The 15,209-nt window shown below is 73.4% G+C and carries 10 protein-coding genes; 3 read left to right on the plus strand and 7 right to left on the minus strand.

Translation table 11 applies throughout. The features are described from left to right. Positions 1-3 precede the first annotated feature (3 nt). The 4 genes from ACZ7OH_RS20605 to leuC form a co-directional block, all read right to left on the minus strand. Entirely contained in the window at positions 4-2,805 is a 2,802-nt protein-coding gene (locus tag ACZ7OH_RS20605; protein ID WP_470282211.1) for an AfsR/SARP family transcriptional regulator, read from the minus strand. Between the two features lie 713 nt (positions 2,806-3,518). Beyond that, on the minus strand, positions 3,519-4,196 hold the full coding sequence (locus ACZ7OH_RS20610) for an HU family DNA-binding protein (RefSeq protein WP_470282212.1): 678 nt from the start codon (positions 4,194-4,196) through the stop codon (positions 3,519-3,521). A gap of 229 nt (positions 4,197-4,425) precedes the next feature. Next, positions 4,426-5,028 carry a 3-isopropylmalate dehydratase small subunit gene (gene leuD, locus ACZ7OH_RS20615; protein WP_470282213.1) on the minus strand — a complete coding sequence of 201 codons (603 nt, stop codon included), beginning with the start codon at positions 5,026-5,028 and terminating at the stop codon, positions 4,426-4,428. A 21-nt stretch (positions 5,029-5,049) separates the two neighbouring features. Next, positions 5,050-6,483: a 3-isopropylmalate dehydratase large subunit gene (gene leuC, locus ACZ7OH_RS20620; protein ID WP_400903329.1), complete on the minus strand. Its 1,434-nt coding sequence runs from the start codon at positions 6,481-6,483 to the stop codon at positions 5,050-5,052. Positions 6,484-6,626: 143 nt separating this feature from the next. Between leuC and ACZ7OH_RS20625 the strand changes: the two genes are divergently transcribed. From ACZ7OH_RS20625 to ACZ7OH_RS20635, 3 genes are all read left to right on the plus strand, one after another. Beyond that, positions 6,627-7,328, plus strand: a complete 702-nt coding sequence (locus ACZ7OH_RS20625; protein WP_051183801.1) for an IclR family transcriptional regulator — start codon at positions 6,627-6,629, stop codon at positions 7,326-7,328. 191 nt (positions 7,329-7,519) lie between these two features. Beyond that, positions 7,520-7,765: a hypothetical protein gene (locus tag ACZ7OH_RS20630; RefSeq protein WP_400903325.1), complete on the plus strand. Its 246-nt coding sequence runs from the start codon at positions 7,520-7,522 to the stop codon at positions 7,763-7,765. 52 nt (positions 7,766-7,817) lie between these two features. Next, on the plus strand, positions 7,818-8,390 hold the full coding sequence (locus ACZ7OH_RS20635; protein ID WP_470282214.1) for a hypothetical protein: 573 nt from the start codon (positions 7,818-7,820) through the stop codon (positions 8,388-8,390). An 18-nt stretch (positions 8,391-8,408) separates the two neighbouring features. On the opposite strand, the gene ACZ7OH_RS20640 is transcribed toward ACZ7OH_RS20635, so the two are convergent. The 3 genes from ACZ7OH_RS20640 to ACZ7OH_RS20650 all read right to left on the minus strand — a co-directional run bounded on the left by ACZ7OH_RS20640 (position 8,409) and on the right by ACZ7OH_RS20650 (position 15,209). Next, positions 8,409-10,469 carry a glycoside hydrolase family 3 C-terminal domain-containing protein gene (locus ACZ7OH_RS20640; RefSeq protein WP_470282215.1) on the minus strand — a complete coding sequence of 687 codons (2,061 nt, stop codon included), beginning with the start codon at positions 10,467-10,469 and terminating at the stop codon, positions 8,409-8,411. A 364-nt stretch (positions 10,470-10,833) separates the two neighbouring features. Next, complete coding sequence (locus tag ACZ7OH_RS20645) at positions 10,834-11,811, minus strand: hypothetical protein (RefSeq protein WP_470282216.1); 978 nt, start codon at positions 11,809-11,811, stop codon at positions 10,834-10,836. Then, positions 11,808-15,209, minus strand: coding sequence for an AAA family ATPase (locus ACZ7OH_RS20650; protein WP_470282217.1), 3,402 nt, complete (start codon positions 15,207-15,209; stop codon positions 11,808-11,810). Before ACZ7OH_RS20650 ends, ACZ7OH_RS20645 begins: the two co-directional genes overlap by 4 nt.

Raw genomic sequence — 15,209 nt, forward strand, 5'->3', positions numbered from 1 at the left:
GGGCTAGGGGTACGGCGCATCCCGGGCCGGGGGCCCGACTGCCGGCACCGTCGCCAGCAGGGCCTGGATCTCCGGGATGCGGGGGTCGCCGAGGCGCTGGCAGACGCTCAGCGCCTCGGCCCAATGCCGCCGCGCCTCTTCGCCGCGGCCCGTGCGGAGCTTGAGGCGGCCGAGGGTGATGCGGACGTCGATGGTGCCGTAGTCGGCGTTCAGGTCCTTCAGCTCGGCGAGCGCTTCCAGGCCCGCCTTCTCCGCTTCGTCGTACCGGCCGGCCCCTTCGAGCGCTTCGGCGACGTTCCCCAGCGCCAGCGCCGCGTGGTAGCGGTCGCCCAGCCCTTCGAAGGCTTCGTGCGCGGCCTGGGCCGCTTCGGCGGCGTTGTCGTAGTTGCGCAGGCCGATGCGGCTGGCGCTCACGTTCAGCAGGGCGTGCGGCACGAACGTCCGCTGGCCGTGGTCGCGAGCGAGGCGGACCGCCTGCAGGGCGTGGCGCTCGGCCTCGGCGTACTCGGCCCGGACGTAGTACGCGCCGGCCAGGTTGGACAGGATCGCCACGGCCAGCGCCGTCCCGTCGCCCCTTTCCGACGCCGCGCGCGCCTCCTCCAGGGCTTCGAGCGCCTTGTCGGGCTGCAAAGTGCGCAGGTACGCCGAGCCCAGGTTGTTGGCGCTGTACTGCAGGCCGGTGTTGTCGTCGGCGGCGCGGGTGGCGGTGACGGCCGTGCGGGCCGTCGTGATCCAGTCGTCGCGGTCGTGGCGTTCGGCGAAGAACCCGCGCAGCAGCCAGGCGAGCTTCCACGCGTGCGCGGTGAAGCCGTTTTCGGCGGCGATGCCGACGAGCGCGGTGAGGGCCGTGCGTTCGGTCGTGTACCAGGCGATCGTCTGTTCGTGCTGGGTGAACGGGACGGCCGGCAGCGGCGGGGCGTCGAGCGCGATGTCGTCGGTGAGCAGGTCGGGGCGGACGAGCTTGGTCGCTTCGGCGACGCTCGCGAGGTACCAGTCGAGGAGCCGGCGCAGCGCGGCCGTGCGTTCGGCCGCGCTCGACTCGGTTTCGACGAGCTCGGCGGCGTAGACGCGCAGGAGGTCGTGGAACTGGTAGCGGTCGGTGCTGGGCTGGTTGAGCAGGTGCGCGGCGGCGAGCTGGTCGGCCAGTTCGCGGGCTTCCCGCAGGTTCGCGCCGGCGAGCGCGGCGGCCGAGGACAGGCTGAAGCCGTGGCCGGGGTGCAGGCCCAGCAGCCGGAAGAAGCGCGCGGCGGCCGGGCGCAGCGCCTTGTACGACCACGAGAACGCGGCCCGCAGGTCGGTGCCGGCGTCTTGCGGGTCGCGCAGGGTGTCGAGCCGCAGCCGCTGGTCGCGCAGCTCTTCGACGATCCCCGCGAGCGAGACGCCGGAGAACCGCGACGCGCGTTCCCCGGCCAGCGCCAGCGCCAGCGGGAGCCGGCCGCACAGCTGGACGAGCTCGGCGACGGCGTCCGGCTCGGCGGCGAGGCGCTGCGGCCCGACGCTGCCGGCGAGCAGGGCGGCGGCGTCGACGTCGTCGAAGGAGCGCAACGCGATCCGGCGTGCGCCGTCGCGGGCGACGAGGCCGCGCAGCTGGTTGCGGCTGGTCACGACGACGAGGTTGTCCGGCCCGGGCAGGAGCGGGCGGACCTGGTCGGCGTCGCGGGCGTTGTCGAGCAGCATGAGCGTGCGGCTGCCGGCGAGGCGGCTGCGCAGGAGCGCGGAGCGTTCCTCCACTGTGGAAGGCAGGGTTTCGGGCGGGACGCCGAGGGCGCGCAGGAACCCGGCCAGCGCGGCGCCGGGCGTGACCGGCGTGTCCGCGGAGTGCCCGCGCAGGTCGAGGAACAGCTGGCCGCCGGCGAAGCGGTCGCGGACGCGGTGGGACCAGTGCACGGCCAGCGACGTCTTCCCGACCCCGGCCGTCCCTTCGATGACGACGATGCCGGACGCGCCGCCGGGCGGGAGGCGGTCGAGCTCGGCGAGTTCGGGGCCGCGGCCAGTGAAGCCGGCGACGTCGAAGGGCAGCTGGCGCGGCACGGTGTGGACGGCGGGCCCGGCGTCGGCGGCGAGCAGTTCGGCGTGCAGGCGGCGCAGGTCCTCGCCCGGTTCGACGCCCAGTTCGTCGGCCAGCAGAGCCCGCAGCCCGGCGTAGCGGGACAGCGCTTCGGCGCGGCGCCCGGACCGGGCGAGGACGCGCACCAGCCGTTCCCACAACGATTCCCGCAGCGGGTGCTGGGCGACGAGGTCGGTGAGCTCGGCGACGAGCCGGGCGTCGGGGACGAGCCCGGTGTCGAGGTCGATGCGCTGTTCGACGGCAAAAAGGTACCGCTCGGTCAGCAGCGGCGCCCATTCGGCGGCGAGCACGGCGGATCCGACGCCTTCGAGGGGCGTGCCGCCCCAGGCGGCGAGGGCGGCGGTGAGCAGCGCGCGGCGGCGGGTGGGGTCGGTCGAGGCGGCCGCCTGGTCGAGGGTGCGGAGGAAGCGCAGCGCGTCCACCCGGGACGGGTCGACGACCAGCCGGTACCCGTCCGGTTCGGTGACGACGGTGTCTTCGCCGCACAGCCGGCGCAGGCGCATGACGTAGGTCTGGAGGCTGCCGCGGATGTGCGCGGGCGGCGCTTCGCCCCACACCCCGCGCGCGAGGGCGTCGATCGTCACCAGGCGGCCCGCGGACAGGGCGAGCGTCGCGAGCAGCGCGCGTTGCCGGGAGCTGGTCAGCACGACCGGCGAACCGCCGACGAGCGCCTGGAACGGGCCGAGCAGCCGGATGTCGATGGTGGTCGCCCCCAGGTTCGCCGCGCCGCCGGGCACCGCCGGACGCGGACCCCGAGGAACGCAGCGTGGCATCACTCGGCCGGGCGCTCAAGCAACTTTGCGAAATTGGGCGGAACCGGTTGCGGCCCGGGCGGGTGCTCCGAGCGGGTGGTGCACGGATCCCGTTCGGACGGCCGATCTTGGCAGTGGGTAACGCCGGCTGTCCGCGCTCGACGGGCGGCTCGCCTGGGGTGGCGGCGAAGTCGGGTTGGGTGCTCGAAGGGGGCGGCTTGCGGACCGGCCCTCCGGCACCGAGCCAATTCCGTAGGTGGGGGGCGGATCGCTTCTCCCCCACCGGCTCCATCCGGACGCCCGAACCGGCCCCCGCAGGTCCATCGGGCCGCCCGAGCCGGATCGCTTCTCTCCCGCCAGGTTGCCCGGACACCGAGCCGGCCCCGCAGGTCCGCCCGAGTCGGATCGCTTCTCCCCACCGGCTCCATCCGGACACCCGGGCCGGCCCCCGCAGGTTCATCGGGCGGCCCGAGCCGGATCGCTTCTCTCCCGCAAGATTGCCCGGAAGCCGAGCCGATTCCGCGGCCACGGGCCGACCACGGCCGATCGCTTCTCCCCCACCAAGTCCGCAAAACACGGCAGGGCCCCACGCACCGGATGCGTGGGGCCCTGCCGTGAAAGTCCTACGCCCAGCGGGGGTCACCCCCTGGGGGACCCCCGATTTCACGTTACCGCAGGGGTCCGACAGTTTTGGCCGGTCAGCTCTTCTTCGCCGCCGTGGTGCGCCGGGCCGGGGCCTTGGCGGCCGTGGTCTTGCGGGCCGTCGTGGACTTCGCCGCCGTCGTCTTCGCGGCGGTCGTCCGCGCCGCCGCGGGCTTCGCGGCCGTCGTCTTCGCGGCCGTCGTCCGCCCCGCCGTCGCCGCGGGCTTCGGGGCCGCCTTCGCGCGGGTCGTCGTCGCCTTGGCCGGAGCGGCCTTCGCCGCCGTTGCGCGCGTTGTCGTGGCCGCCTTCGGGGCCGCCGTCGCGCGGGTTCGCGTCGTCGTCGAACGCGTCGTCGCCGGCTTGGCCGCCGCCGCCCGCGTGGTCGTCGTCGCGCGGGAAGACGTGGTGGTGGCGCGGGAAGTCGCGCGCTTCACCGGCGTGGCCTTCGGCAGCTTCTTCGCGCCGGAGACGACGTCCTTGAAGGTGGTCCCGGCGCGGAACGCGGGCACGTTGGTCTTCTTGACCTTCACGGCCTCACCGGTGCGCGGGTTGCGCGCGGTGCGAGCGGCACGAGCACGCTTCTCGAACACCCCGAAGCCGGTGATGTTGACCTTTTCACCCTTGTTGACCGTCCGGATGATGATGTCGACCAGACCGTCGACCGCCTCGGAAGCGGCCTTCTTGTCGCCCAGGCGCTCCGTCAGCGCCTCGATCAGCTGGGCCTTGTTGGCCATACCAGTCCTCCAAGAAGGAAGTACTCGTCCACGGCCGCGTCGGGCCGACTAGCGACACGGTATTACCAAGGCAGCACAAATTCCAAACGGTACGCGGAATCTTTCCCTTGCCCCGGGGCGGGTTCCGCCTCGCGGGAGATCCCCGCGAGAGCCGTTCGGTGTGGTATCGCAGCCGACCGCGCAAGGGGCGGAATCCCAAGCACCGCAGGGGATTCCGCCCACGAAAGCCCTACGAAGCGGCGATCGGCGTGGTCGTCGGCTTCCAGGACGGGCGGGCCGACTCGAACGCGTCGATCTCACCGGCATGGCGCAACGTGAGAGCGATGTCGTCGAGACCTTCCAGCAGCCGCCAGCGGACGTAGTCATCGATCTGGAAGGGCGCGGTGAAGTCCTTGGCCCGCACGGTCTTGGTCTCGAGGTCGACCGTGACCTCGGTGCCGGGCTCGTTCTCCAGCAGCTTCCACAGCAGCTCGACGTCGTGCTGCTCGCACTGGGCGGCCACCAGGCCGCCCTTGCCGGAGTTGCCCCGGAAGATGTCGGCGAACCGGGCGGAGATGACGGCCCGGAAGCCGTAGTCCATCAGCGCCCAGACGGCGTGCTCGCGGGACGATCCGGTGCCGAAGTCCGGCCCCGCGACCAGCACGCTGCCCCGCGAGAACGGCTCGGTGTTGAGGATGAAGTCCTGGTCACCGCGCCAGGCGGCGAACAGGCCGTCCTCGAACCCGGTCCGGGTCACCCGCTTGAGGTAGACCGCCGGGATGATCTGGTCGGTGTCCACGTTGGACCGGCGCAGCGGGACGCCGATGCCGGTGTGCTGGGTGAACGGTTCCATGTCGGTAGCTCCTCGGGTGGGTCAGCGGGCGGCGGTCAGCAGGTCTTCCGGCGACGACAGCGTGCCCCGCACGGCCGTCGCGGCGGCGACCAGCGGCGACACGAGGTGCGTCCGGCCGCCCTTGCCCTGCCGGCCCTCGAAGTTGCGGTTCGACGTCGACGCGCTGCGCTCGCCCGGCTTCAGCTGGTCCGGGTTCATGCCCAGGCACATCGAGCAGCCGGCCTGGCGCCACTCCGCGCCCGCCTCGGTGAAGACCTGGTCGAGCCCCTCCTCCTCGGCGGCCTTGCGGACGCGCATCGAGCCGGGAACCACCAGCATCCGGACCGAGTCCGCCACTTTCCGACCGCGCAGCACCTCGGCGGCGGCCCGCAGGTCCTCGATCCGGCCGTTGGTGCAGGAGCCGAGGAAGACGGTGTCCACCGAGATCTCCCGCAGCGGCGTCCCGGGCTTCAGGTCCATATAGGACAGGGCCTTTTCAGCGGCGATGCGGTCGTTCTCGTCCGGGATCTGCTCCGGGTCGGGCACCTCGGCGCCCAGCGGGAGGCCCTGGCCGGGGTTGGTGCCCCAGGTCACGAACGGCGTCAGCTCGCTCGCGTTCAGGTGCACCTCGGCGTCGAACTCGGCACCTTCGTCGGTGCGCAGCTGCCGCCAGTTTTCCACCGCCGCGTCCCAGTCGGCGCCGGCCGGCGCGTGCGGACGGCCCTTCAGGTATGCGAACGTCGTCTCGTCCGGCGCGATCATCCCGGCGCGGGCGCCGGCCTCGATCGACATGTTGCAGACGGTCATCCGCGCCTCCATCGAGAGCGCCTCGATGGCCTGGCCGCGGTACTCCAGGATGTAACCCTGGCCACCGCCGGTGCCGATCTTGGCGATCACCGCGAGGATGATGTCCTTCGCCGTGACGCCGGGCCGCAGCTCGCCGTCGACGGTGATCGCCATCGTCTTGAAGGGACGCAGCGGCAGCGTCTGCGTGGCGAGCACGTGCTCGACCTCGGACGTGCCGATGCCGAAGGCGATGGCGCCGAACGCGCCGTGCGTGGAGGTGTGGCTGTCGCCGCAGACCACGGTCATCCCGGGCTGCGTCAGGCCGAGCTGCGGGCCGATGACGTGCACGATGCCCTGCTCGGCGTCACCCATCGGGTGCAGCCGGACCCCGAACTCCTTGCAGTTGCGGCGAAGGGTGTCGACCTGGGTGCGCGAGACCGGATCGGCGATGGGGAGCTCGATGTCGACGGTCGGGACGTTGTGGTCCTCGGTCGCGATGGTCAGGTCGGGGCGGCGCACCGGCCGCCCGGCCAGCCGGAGGCCGTCGAAGGCCTGTGGGCTGGTCACTTCGTGCAGCAGGTGGAGGTCGATGTAGAGCAGGTCCGGCTCGGCGCCTTCACCTCGGCGCACGAGGTGGCTTTCCCACACCTTCTCCGCCAGCGTGCGGGCCTTGCCGGTCGGACTGGTCATCTCCGGCTCCTTCCACGGTTCGACGTCGGAACTCGGGCGCGCACCTGCGGAACGGATGCGAGCCGCGAAGGAAGGGCGCAGCTCGAGTTCAGGGTTTTCCCAGATGCTGGACTTCCCAAAGTGCGGGACGCTAGTATCGGGTCGTGGGACAGCATAGCGGTATCGGAGTACTGGACAAAGCAGTGGCCGTCCTGCAGGCGGTCGCGGACGACCCCTGCGGCCTCGCGGAACTGTGCACGCGGACGGGCCTGCCCCGGGCCACCGCGCACCGGCTCGCGGTCGGGCTCGAGGTGCACCGGCTGCTGCGCCGTGGTCCGGACGGCCGCTGGCGTCCCGGTACGGCGCTGGCCGAACTGGCCGGCGGTTCGACCGACCCGCTGCTCGACGCGGCGGGCGTGGTGCTGCCGAAACTGCGGGACGTCACGGGCGAAAGCGTGCAGCTCTACCGCCGCGACGGCGTCCAGCGCGTGTGCGTCGCGACGGCGGAACCGCCATCCGGCCTGCGGGACACGGTCCCGGTAGGCTCGCGGCTGCCGATGACGGCCGGCTCGGGCGCGAAGGTCCTCGCCGCGTGGGCGGATCCGCACACCCAGCGCACGATCCTGGCCGACGCGGTCTTCGGCGAGCGGACGCTCCTGGAGGTGCGGCGCCGCGGGTGGGCGCAGAGCGTCGCCGAGCGCGAGCCCGGGGTGGCGAGCATCTCGGCGCCGGTGCGCGATTCCGCGGGCACGGTCGTGGCCGCGGTGTCGGTGTCCGGCCCGATCGAGCGCATCGGCCGCAAGCCGGGCGCGCGCTGGGCCGCGGACCTGCTCGCCGCGGCGGACGCGTTGCAGGAACGCCTGTAACTCCCGTCCCAGGAGTCACAAAGCGTGCTGGAAAGGTCAGGCTTGGCGGGTTTCGAAGCGCGCCACCGTTGGTCGCGGCCGGTGCCGTCGCGTTCCGGGCATGCACCGTTCGGGGGAACCTCGCAAAAACCGCGTATTCGGTGACGGCGGTCACGTCTCTTCCAGGACAGCACCACGGAGGGGGAACGACCATGTTGAACAGAAGGGCATTGGCGATGCTGCGGGCGGTCGGCGCCGGGCGGGCCGAGCTGACGTGCAGCTGCGAACCGGACCTGCGGGTCGACGGGCTGCCGTGCTGCGACCAGGCGACGGCACACGACCTGGCCCGGGCCGGGCTGATCCGGCCGGACCGCGTGGTGGCGGTCGGGCAGTGGGCGCGCGCGGAGCTGACCGACGACGGCCGCTCGGCGCTGGGCGGGACGCTCGCCGCGGCGTGACGCAACCGGCGGCGCCCCTCGCGCGTGTACTCGCAAACCGTGAGGGGACGCCATGAAGATCGTGCCGGGCCTGCTGGGGGCCTGCCTGCTGCTGACCGCGTGTTCGGAGCCCGGTCCGACGACCCCGCCGCCGACGGTCACGGTGACGGCGCCGGCCACCCCACCGACGGTGGACCCGGCGACGCGCAGCTGGCTGGACGGTTTCTGCTCGGCGATCCACGACTACCGGAAGCGCACCAACACCGAAGCGGTCCCGGGAACCTCGGCGCCGGGCTCGGTCGAGGAGGCGCAGCACGCGCTGAGCCGGGAACTGGGCGGTCTCGCGGACCGGACGGGCGAGGTGGTCGACCGCCTGAAGGCGCTCCCGCCGGCGCCGGCGCCGCTGGCCGAGACGGTCCGCGAGGCGTTCATCCGGAAGTACACGACGGCCCACGACCGCGCGCGCGACGCGAAGACGACTTTGGACGGCGCGAAGCCGGGCGACGCGGCTTCACAGGACCCGGCGTGGAATGCGCTGAACCAGGCTCAGCAGGACATCGACGGGACGTACGACCCGGTGGCCCCGCTGGCGGAGTCCCCGGAGCTGCTGACCGCGGCGGCGAGCGCGCCGGGCTGCAAGGCCTGACGGGGCTGCCGCGGCCGGTCAGCGGCGCACGAGTGGTGCCTGCAGCGGCAGCGATCGCGACGAGTCGCCCACCTGCACCGTGAACCCGCCCTTCACCGGCGTCCACGCGTGGCTCCCCGCGTTCCATACCGAAAAGTCGCGCGCGTCCAGCTGGATCGTCACCCGGCGGGACTGCCCCGGCGCCAGCTCCACCCGCGAGAACCCCTTCAGCTGCCGCGGCGGCTCACCCGCGGCCGCCGGGAAGCCCAAGTACAGCTGGGCCACTTCCGCTCCCGCGCGGTGGCCCGTGTTCCGGACCGTGAACGTCGCCGTCGCGCCGTCGCCCGCCGAGCGCACCGACAGCCCCGAGAACGCGAACGTCGTGTACGACAGGCCGTACCCGAACGGGAACAGCGGTTCCTTGCCCTGCGCGTCGAACCAGCGGTAGCCGACCTGCAGCCCCTCCGAGTACTCCGCGACCCCGTTCACGCCCGGGAACCGCGCCGCCGTGTTCGCCGGGGTGTCCGCGTCCGCCGCGGGGAACGTGATCGGCAGCTTCGCCGACGGGTTGACGTCGCCGAACAGCACGCTCGCCACCGCCGCGCCGTCCTGCTGGCCCGGGTACCACGCCTGCAGGATCGCCGGCACCGACGACACCCACGGCATCAGCACCGGGCCGCCACTCTTCACCACGACCACCGTGTGCGGGTTCGCCGCCGCGACCGCCGCCACCAGCGCGTCCTGGTTGCCGTCCAAGGCCAGGCTCGGCCGGTCCTTGCCCTCGGTTTCGTTGTCGCCGACCATCACGACCGCGACCTCGGACCCGGCGGCCAGGGCGGCAGCCCGGGCGGGGTCGCTGCCGTCGTCCGACGCCACCGCGGCCCCCGGTACCCGCGCCCGCAGCCCCGGCAACGGGTCCACAGTGGACGTCGGGATGACGGCGGAGCTGCCTCCGCCGCCGGTCTTGGCCTTGGTGGCGAACGGCCCGATCAGCGCGATCGACTTCACCGCGGGGTCGAGCGGCAGCTGGGCGTGCTCGTTGCGCAGCAGCACCATCCCGCGTTCGGCGAACTGCTTCGCGGCGGCGTCGTGCTGCGCGGTCGACAGCGGGGTGAGCACCGGCGGGTGGTCGAACTGCCCGAACGCGAACATCGTGCGGAACCGCGGCAGCAGCAGCTGGTCGACGCGCTGCTCGCTGACCTGCCCGGCGAGCACGGCCTGCTTCATCTTGCCGCCGTACCAGGTGCCGTCGATCATCTCGAGGTTCATGCCCGCGTTCGCCGAGCCGACGGTGCTGTGCGCGGCACCCCAGTCCGACTGGACGAACCCCTTGAAGCCCCAGTCGTCGCGCAGCTTGGCCTGCAGCAGCGCCGGGTTCTCGCACGTGAAGACGCCGTTGATCTTCGGGTAGGCGCACATGACCGAGCCCGCGTGGCCTTCGGTGACCGCCTGCTCGAAGTGCGGCAGGTAGAGCTCGTTGAGGGTGCGCTCGTCGATGTGCTCGTCGATGCTGTGGCGGTCGGTCTCCTGGTTGTTGGCCGCGTAGTGCTTGACCTCGGCGATGGTGCCGTTCTCCTGGATGCCGCGGATGTCGGCGGCGCCCAGGGCCCCGACGAGCACCGGGTCCTCGCCCATGCCCTCGAACGTCCGGCCGTTGCGCGGGACGCGGGCGATGTTGATGTCGGGCCCTTCGGACACGTTGTGCGCGAGCGCGCGGGTTTCGTCGCCGATCAGGCGGCCGTAGCGGCGCGCGAGATCGGTGTCGAACGTCGACGCGAGCGCCATCGTGGCGGGCAGCGCGGTCGCCGGTTTCTGCGGTTTGTCGTCGGCCGGGCCCATCCCGGCCGGGCCGTTGGCGATCCGGAAGCCGGGGACGCCGAGACGCGGGATGGGCGGGACGAACCGCTGGTGCTGGGCGTCGGGCTGCAGGTGCAGCTGGGAGATCTTCTCGTCGAGGGTCATCGCGGCGACGAGCTCCGCGGCGCGGCGGTCGGGCGACTGGCGGGCGTCGCGCCACGGCTGCGCGTCCGCGACCGCCGTGGCCGGTGCCGCGAGCGACAACCCCAGTACCGCCGCAAGAACGAGCCGGCCGGTGCGCATCGCGGTCTCCCTCGCCGTCGAACGGGATCAACGGCGGACAAGTTAACGCATACGTGACCAGTAAACATAGATTCGATAGTCGTTCACGTACTTGAACGTTGGCGCGGCTCAACCGTTTCCCCGGCTCAAGCGTGGGAGGAGCACGCAGGAGAGGGGCGTGAGTTTGCCGAAGAAAGCACTGATCGGACTAACGGCCGCAGCGACGACGCTCGCTCCGGCGCACGCGGGTGGCCGGGCGGGCTGACCCTCCACAAAGGACACCCCGGGCCGGGCGCGTGCCCCCCAGGCGGCCCGCCCCGGGGACCCGCCCACCCCAGAGGGCGGGTCCGGCCCGGCGGGAGCTGATCACCCCGCCGGGCCGGTCTCAGCGGGCCGCGGCCAGCCGCAGCGCGCGGTAGACGAACTGCTGGTCCCCCAGCCGGTGCCGCAGGTCGCGCTCCAGGCCCGCGATCGGGTACAGGTTCTGCGGCGCCCGTGAGTCCTTGTACTCCACCGACGCGAACCGGCCCAGCACCGACTGCGTCAGGTTCGCCAGGGCCGCCACCTCCTCGCGCCCGAGGTGGGGCGCCGCCTCCACGCGGACCACCCCCGACCACGGCGGGCCGCCCACCGACGGCAGCCGCAGGTACCACGAATGCCGGACCCACGTCGTGCCCATCAGGAACACCGGGGTGCGCTGGTGGGGCTCCAGTCGGCCGACCATCGCGTTGAGCTCGCCCGGCAGGTACGTCGTCTGGTGGCTCTTGATGAACCCCACCGCCCGCGACAGGTGCGTGCGGCCGCTCAGCGGGCCGTCCACCACCAGCAGGTCGGTGCCGACGTGACCGGCGATCGCCTGCCGCGCCGCCGTCGCCGTGTCCAGCTCGGCCTCGGCCAGCTGCTCCTGCAACGCCGACGACAGCACCACCGCCAGCGGCTTGTCCTCCTTGGCCGCGGCGCGGAACGCCCGGTAGACCCCCGCCGGCGTCACGATGTCGGCGGCTTCCTGGGCCACCGTGAACACCCCGCGCCGGACGTCGGTCCCGACGACGTGCGCGCGTCCGTCGCAGCAGCACACCACCCCGGCCGCGTAGGACGCGCACAGCCCGATGGACGCCGAGTTCGTCCCGGCCGGGTCGTCGATCCAGACGCGGGCGTCGATCCGGCGGACGCCGTCGACGAACAACACCGCGTCGGGCGGGGCAACCGGCGATGGGTCGATCGGGACCCATTCGGCCATGGGCACCTCGACTTCGAGCTCGACCTCCGCCCCGGACCGCGCCAGCTCCTCGGCCTCCATCGAGCTGCCGTAGCCCGGGTCCCACGAGTCGACGCTGAAGTGCATCCCGGCCACCGCCGTCATGCGCCCTCCCTGCTGATGTGCGAGCCGGAGCCGTCGCGGGTGACCAGGAACCGGACCGGCACCCGCTCGGCGAGCGCCGGCACGTGCGTGATCACCCCGACCATCCGGGAGCCGGTCGCGGACAGGTTCTCCAATGTGGACGCGACGACGTCGAGGGTGGCCTCGTCCAGGGTGCCGAAGCCCTCGTCGAGGAAGATCGACTCGAGCTTGGTGGCTCCCTCGGCGGCCATCGCGCCCAGCTGCGAGGACAGCGCGAGGGCCAGCGAGAGCGACGCCTGGAACGTCTCGCCGCCGGAGAGCGTCTTCACCGGACGGCGGGCGTCGGCCTCGTTGTGGTCCACCACCAGGAAGTCGCCCTTGTCGTGGGTCAGCTCGAACTGGCCGCCGGACAGCTCCAGCAGCGACGCCGACGCCTCGGCGACGAGCGTGTCCAGCGCCCCGGCGATCAGCCAGCGCGGGAACTTGTCCGAGCGCAGCAGATCCGCGAGCAGCCGCGCGACCTGGGCTTCGGACTCCGCGGCGGCGATGTCGCCGTGCAGGCCCGCCACGTGCGCGACGCGCCGCTTCATCTCCGTGTGGTCGGCTTCGGCACGCGCCCGCGCGGTGGCCAAAGCGACCGGCACGCGATCGCGCACCGGCCCCGCCGGCAGGGCGACGCCGAGCGCGGTGACGTCGTCGACGACCGCGCGTTCGGCCGCTCGCAACGCTTCGGCCGCTTCGCCCTCGGCCGTCGTCGCGACGGCCAGGCGGTCGCGGTGCTCGTTCGCCTGCCCGGCCGCCCAATCCGTCAGCGCGGTCCAGGCGCCGAGGAGGCTGTCGCCGTCGATCGGCGGGGCGCCGAGGCCGACCAGGGGGTCACGCGCCCGGGACAGCCGCTGCCGTTCCGCGTCGACCTGGTCGGCGATGCGCGCCTGGGCCTCGGCGGCTTGTTTCGCGGCGGCGCGGGCGGTCCGCAGGTCCGCGTCCGCCTTCTTCGCGGCCTGCTCGAGTTCGGCGACCTTCGCGAGCTGCTCGGTGACGACCTCGGCGGCGGGCGCGTCCGCCAGGCTCGCGGTCAGTTCGCCGTGGCGGTGCCGCGTGGTCGTGAGCGCGGTGGTCGCCGACTGCTCGGCCAGCGCCGACTCTTGCGCCCGCTTGCGCCGTTGCTCGGCGGCCCGCTCGGCCGAAGCGAGGTCGTCGGCCGCGACGACGGCTTCCTTGCCCGCGGCTTCGGCGGCCGCTTCGAGCGCGGCCAGCGCCGTTCGCCGGTCTTCGAGCGTCGCCGCCGCCCACGCGGTCAGCCGCTGCCAGCCCGCCGGGACGTCGGCGTCGTCGACCGCGGGCGCGCCCAGCTCCACCAGGGGGTCGCGCGCCGCCCGCAGCGCTTCCCTGGCCGCCGCGAACGACTTCTCGACGCCGTCGGCCGCGGTTTGCGCCGCCGCGCGGTCGGCGCGGGCCGCCGCCAGTTCCTGGTCGGCGGCGTGCGCGGCCTCGGCGACGCGGGTGCGGCCGTCGATCGTCGCCGACAGCCACTCGCCCCGTTCGCGCACGGCCGTGACGAGATCGGCGTAGTCCTGCTCGGAAAAAGACGCCTCGACCTTGCGCCGCAGCACCGGCGATTCGGGTGGGCCATCGACGTCCGCGAGCACCGCACGCAGTTCTTCCGCCTGCGCGGCCGCCGCCGCGGCCGAGTCGGCGTCGCGGTCCACGGCCCGCTCCAGCTTGCGCAGCGCGGACTCGGCGGCGGCACGCTCGCGTTCGGCGCGCTCGAGGCGTTCCGCCGCTTCGGCCAGGTGGGCGTGGCCGCCGGCGTCGGGCAGCGTCGCGACTTCCTGCTCGCACACCGGGCACGGGTGCCCGACGGCGAGCCCGGCCCGCAGCGTCAGCGCCTGCCCGGCCCGTTCGGCTTCGGTCACCGCCGTCTTCGCCGCGGCGACTTCGGCGTCGGCGCGGGCGAAGGCGGCTCGCGCCGCTTCGAGCTCCGTGCGGCGCGCGGCCTGCTCGGGCGCGGCTTTCCGTTGCGCGTCGCACACCGTGTAGAGCGTGCGGGCGTCGGACCGGGCCGAGGCGAGCGGGGCGACGTCCGGCTGCGCGGCCAGCGCCGCGCGCGCCTCGGCGTCGGCGGCCTCGGCCGCACGCAGGCGCGTGTCGGCGTCCGCCGTGCGCTTCGCCACCCGCGCAGCTTCCTTCGCCAGGTCACCGAGATCTTCCGGCGGCCGCAGCCCGGCCAGCCGGTCACGCTCCTGGCGGCCGCGGGCCGCTTCGCCGGCCGCGTTCTCGGCCGCCCGCGCGGTCGTGTCCCGCGCGTTGCGGGCCGCCTCGACCGCGGACACGGCTTCCGTGACCGCGGCGGCGGCGGCCGCTTTCGCCTCCGACGCCGCTTTCGCGGCCTTTTCCAGGTCCGGGAGCGCCTTTTCGGCCTCGGCGAGCTCGGTGCGGGCGGCGCGGATCCGTTCCAGTTCACCGCGGGCGGGCGCGGACGCGAGCGCGGCACGGGCCGCCTCGTCCGCCGTTTCGGCCGTCTCCAACCCGGTCCGGGCGGTGGTCACCGCCTCCGCCGCGGTGCGCCGCCGGGTTTCGAGGTCTTCGACGCCTTCGGGGCGTTCCAGCGCGTCGAGGACGCTCAGCTCCTTCGTCAGCGTCGCGACGCGTTGCCGGGCTTCGTCGTGCGCGCGGGTCGCGTCGTCGAGCCCCGGCAGGGCCGCGGTCACGCGCGCGTCCAAGCCGGCCAGCGCCGCCATCCGCGCGGCCAGCTCTTCGACGGCTTCCCCGGTGGCGTCGGCGTAGCTGCCGAGCTGCTCGGTCAGGACGGCGGCACGCTGCTTCTGCTGCTCCGCCGTCACACCGGCGCGGCGGCCGATCCGCTCGTAGACCTCCAGGCCCAGCAGCTTGATGAGGATCTTCTGCCGGTCGGCGGCCTTGGCGTGCAGGAACTCGGCGAAGTCGCCCTGGGGCAGCGCGACGCAGGTGCAGAAGTGCTTGAACGTCAACCCGAGCAGCCGCTCGACGGCCGGGGTGACCTCGGAGTCCGCGGCGACCGGGTCGGCGTCGTCCTCCGGGCCGCCGAGCGCGGTGGGGTCGATGAGCCGTTCCAGGCGCACGTTCTTGACGCTGACCGTGGGTTTCTTCCCGCCGCTGCGCCGGACTTCACGCACGACGTGGTAGCGCGCGCCGCCCGCGTCGAACACCAGCCGCACGGTCGCGCGGTTCGCCGTCGGGGCGAGCGCGGGCGCGACGAGGCCTTCGTGGTCCCAGCGGGCGACGGAACCGTAGAGAGCGAAGGTGAGCGCGTCGATCACAGTGCTCTTGCCGGCCCCGGTCGGCCCGACGAGCGCGAAGTAGTCCGTGTCCGCGAAGCTGACTTCGGTCTTGTCGCGGAACGACGCGAACCCGGTCATCTCCAGCAGTACAGGCCGCAT

Source organism: Amycolatopsis sp. NPDC114478 (genome assembly GCF_055633805.1).

Excerpts from the sequence above, each read along its gene's own strand:
- ACZ7OH_RS20650 (WP_470282217.1), bottom strand. The coding sequence starts at position 15,209 with ATGCGGCCTGTACTGCTGGAGATGACCGGGTTCGCGTCGTTCCGCGAC.
- ACZ7OH_RS20635 (WP_470282214.1), top strand. The coding sequence starts at position 7,818 with ATGAAGATCGTGCCGGGCCTGCTGGGGGCCTGCCTGCTGCTGACCGCG.
- ACZ7OH_RS20630 (WP_400903325.1), top strand. The coding sequence starts at position 7,520 with ATGTTGAACAGAAGGGCATTGGCGATGCTGCGGGCGGTCGGCGCCGGG.
- ACZ7OH_RS20640 (WP_470282215.1), bottom strand. The coding sequence starts at position 10,469 with ATGCGCACCGGCCGGCTCGTTCTTGCGGCGGTACTGGGGTTGTCGCTC.
- leuD (WP_470282213.1), bottom strand. The coding sequence starts at position 5,028 with ATGGAACCGTTCACCCAGCACACCGGCATCGGCGTCCCGCTGCGCCGG.
- ACZ7OH_RS20645 (WP_470282216.1), bottom strand. The coding sequence starts at position 11,811 with ATGACGGCGGTGGCCGGGATGCACTTCAGCGTCGACTCGTGGGACCCG.
- ACZ7OH_RS20610 (WP_470282212.1), bottom strand. The coding sequence starts at position 4,196 with ATGGCCAACAAGGCCCAGCTGATCGAGGCGCTGACGGAGCGCCTGGGC.
- leuC (WP_400903329.1), bottom strand. The coding sequence starts at position 6,483 with ATGACCAGTCCGACCGGCAAGGCCCGCACGCTGGCGGAGAAGGTGTGG.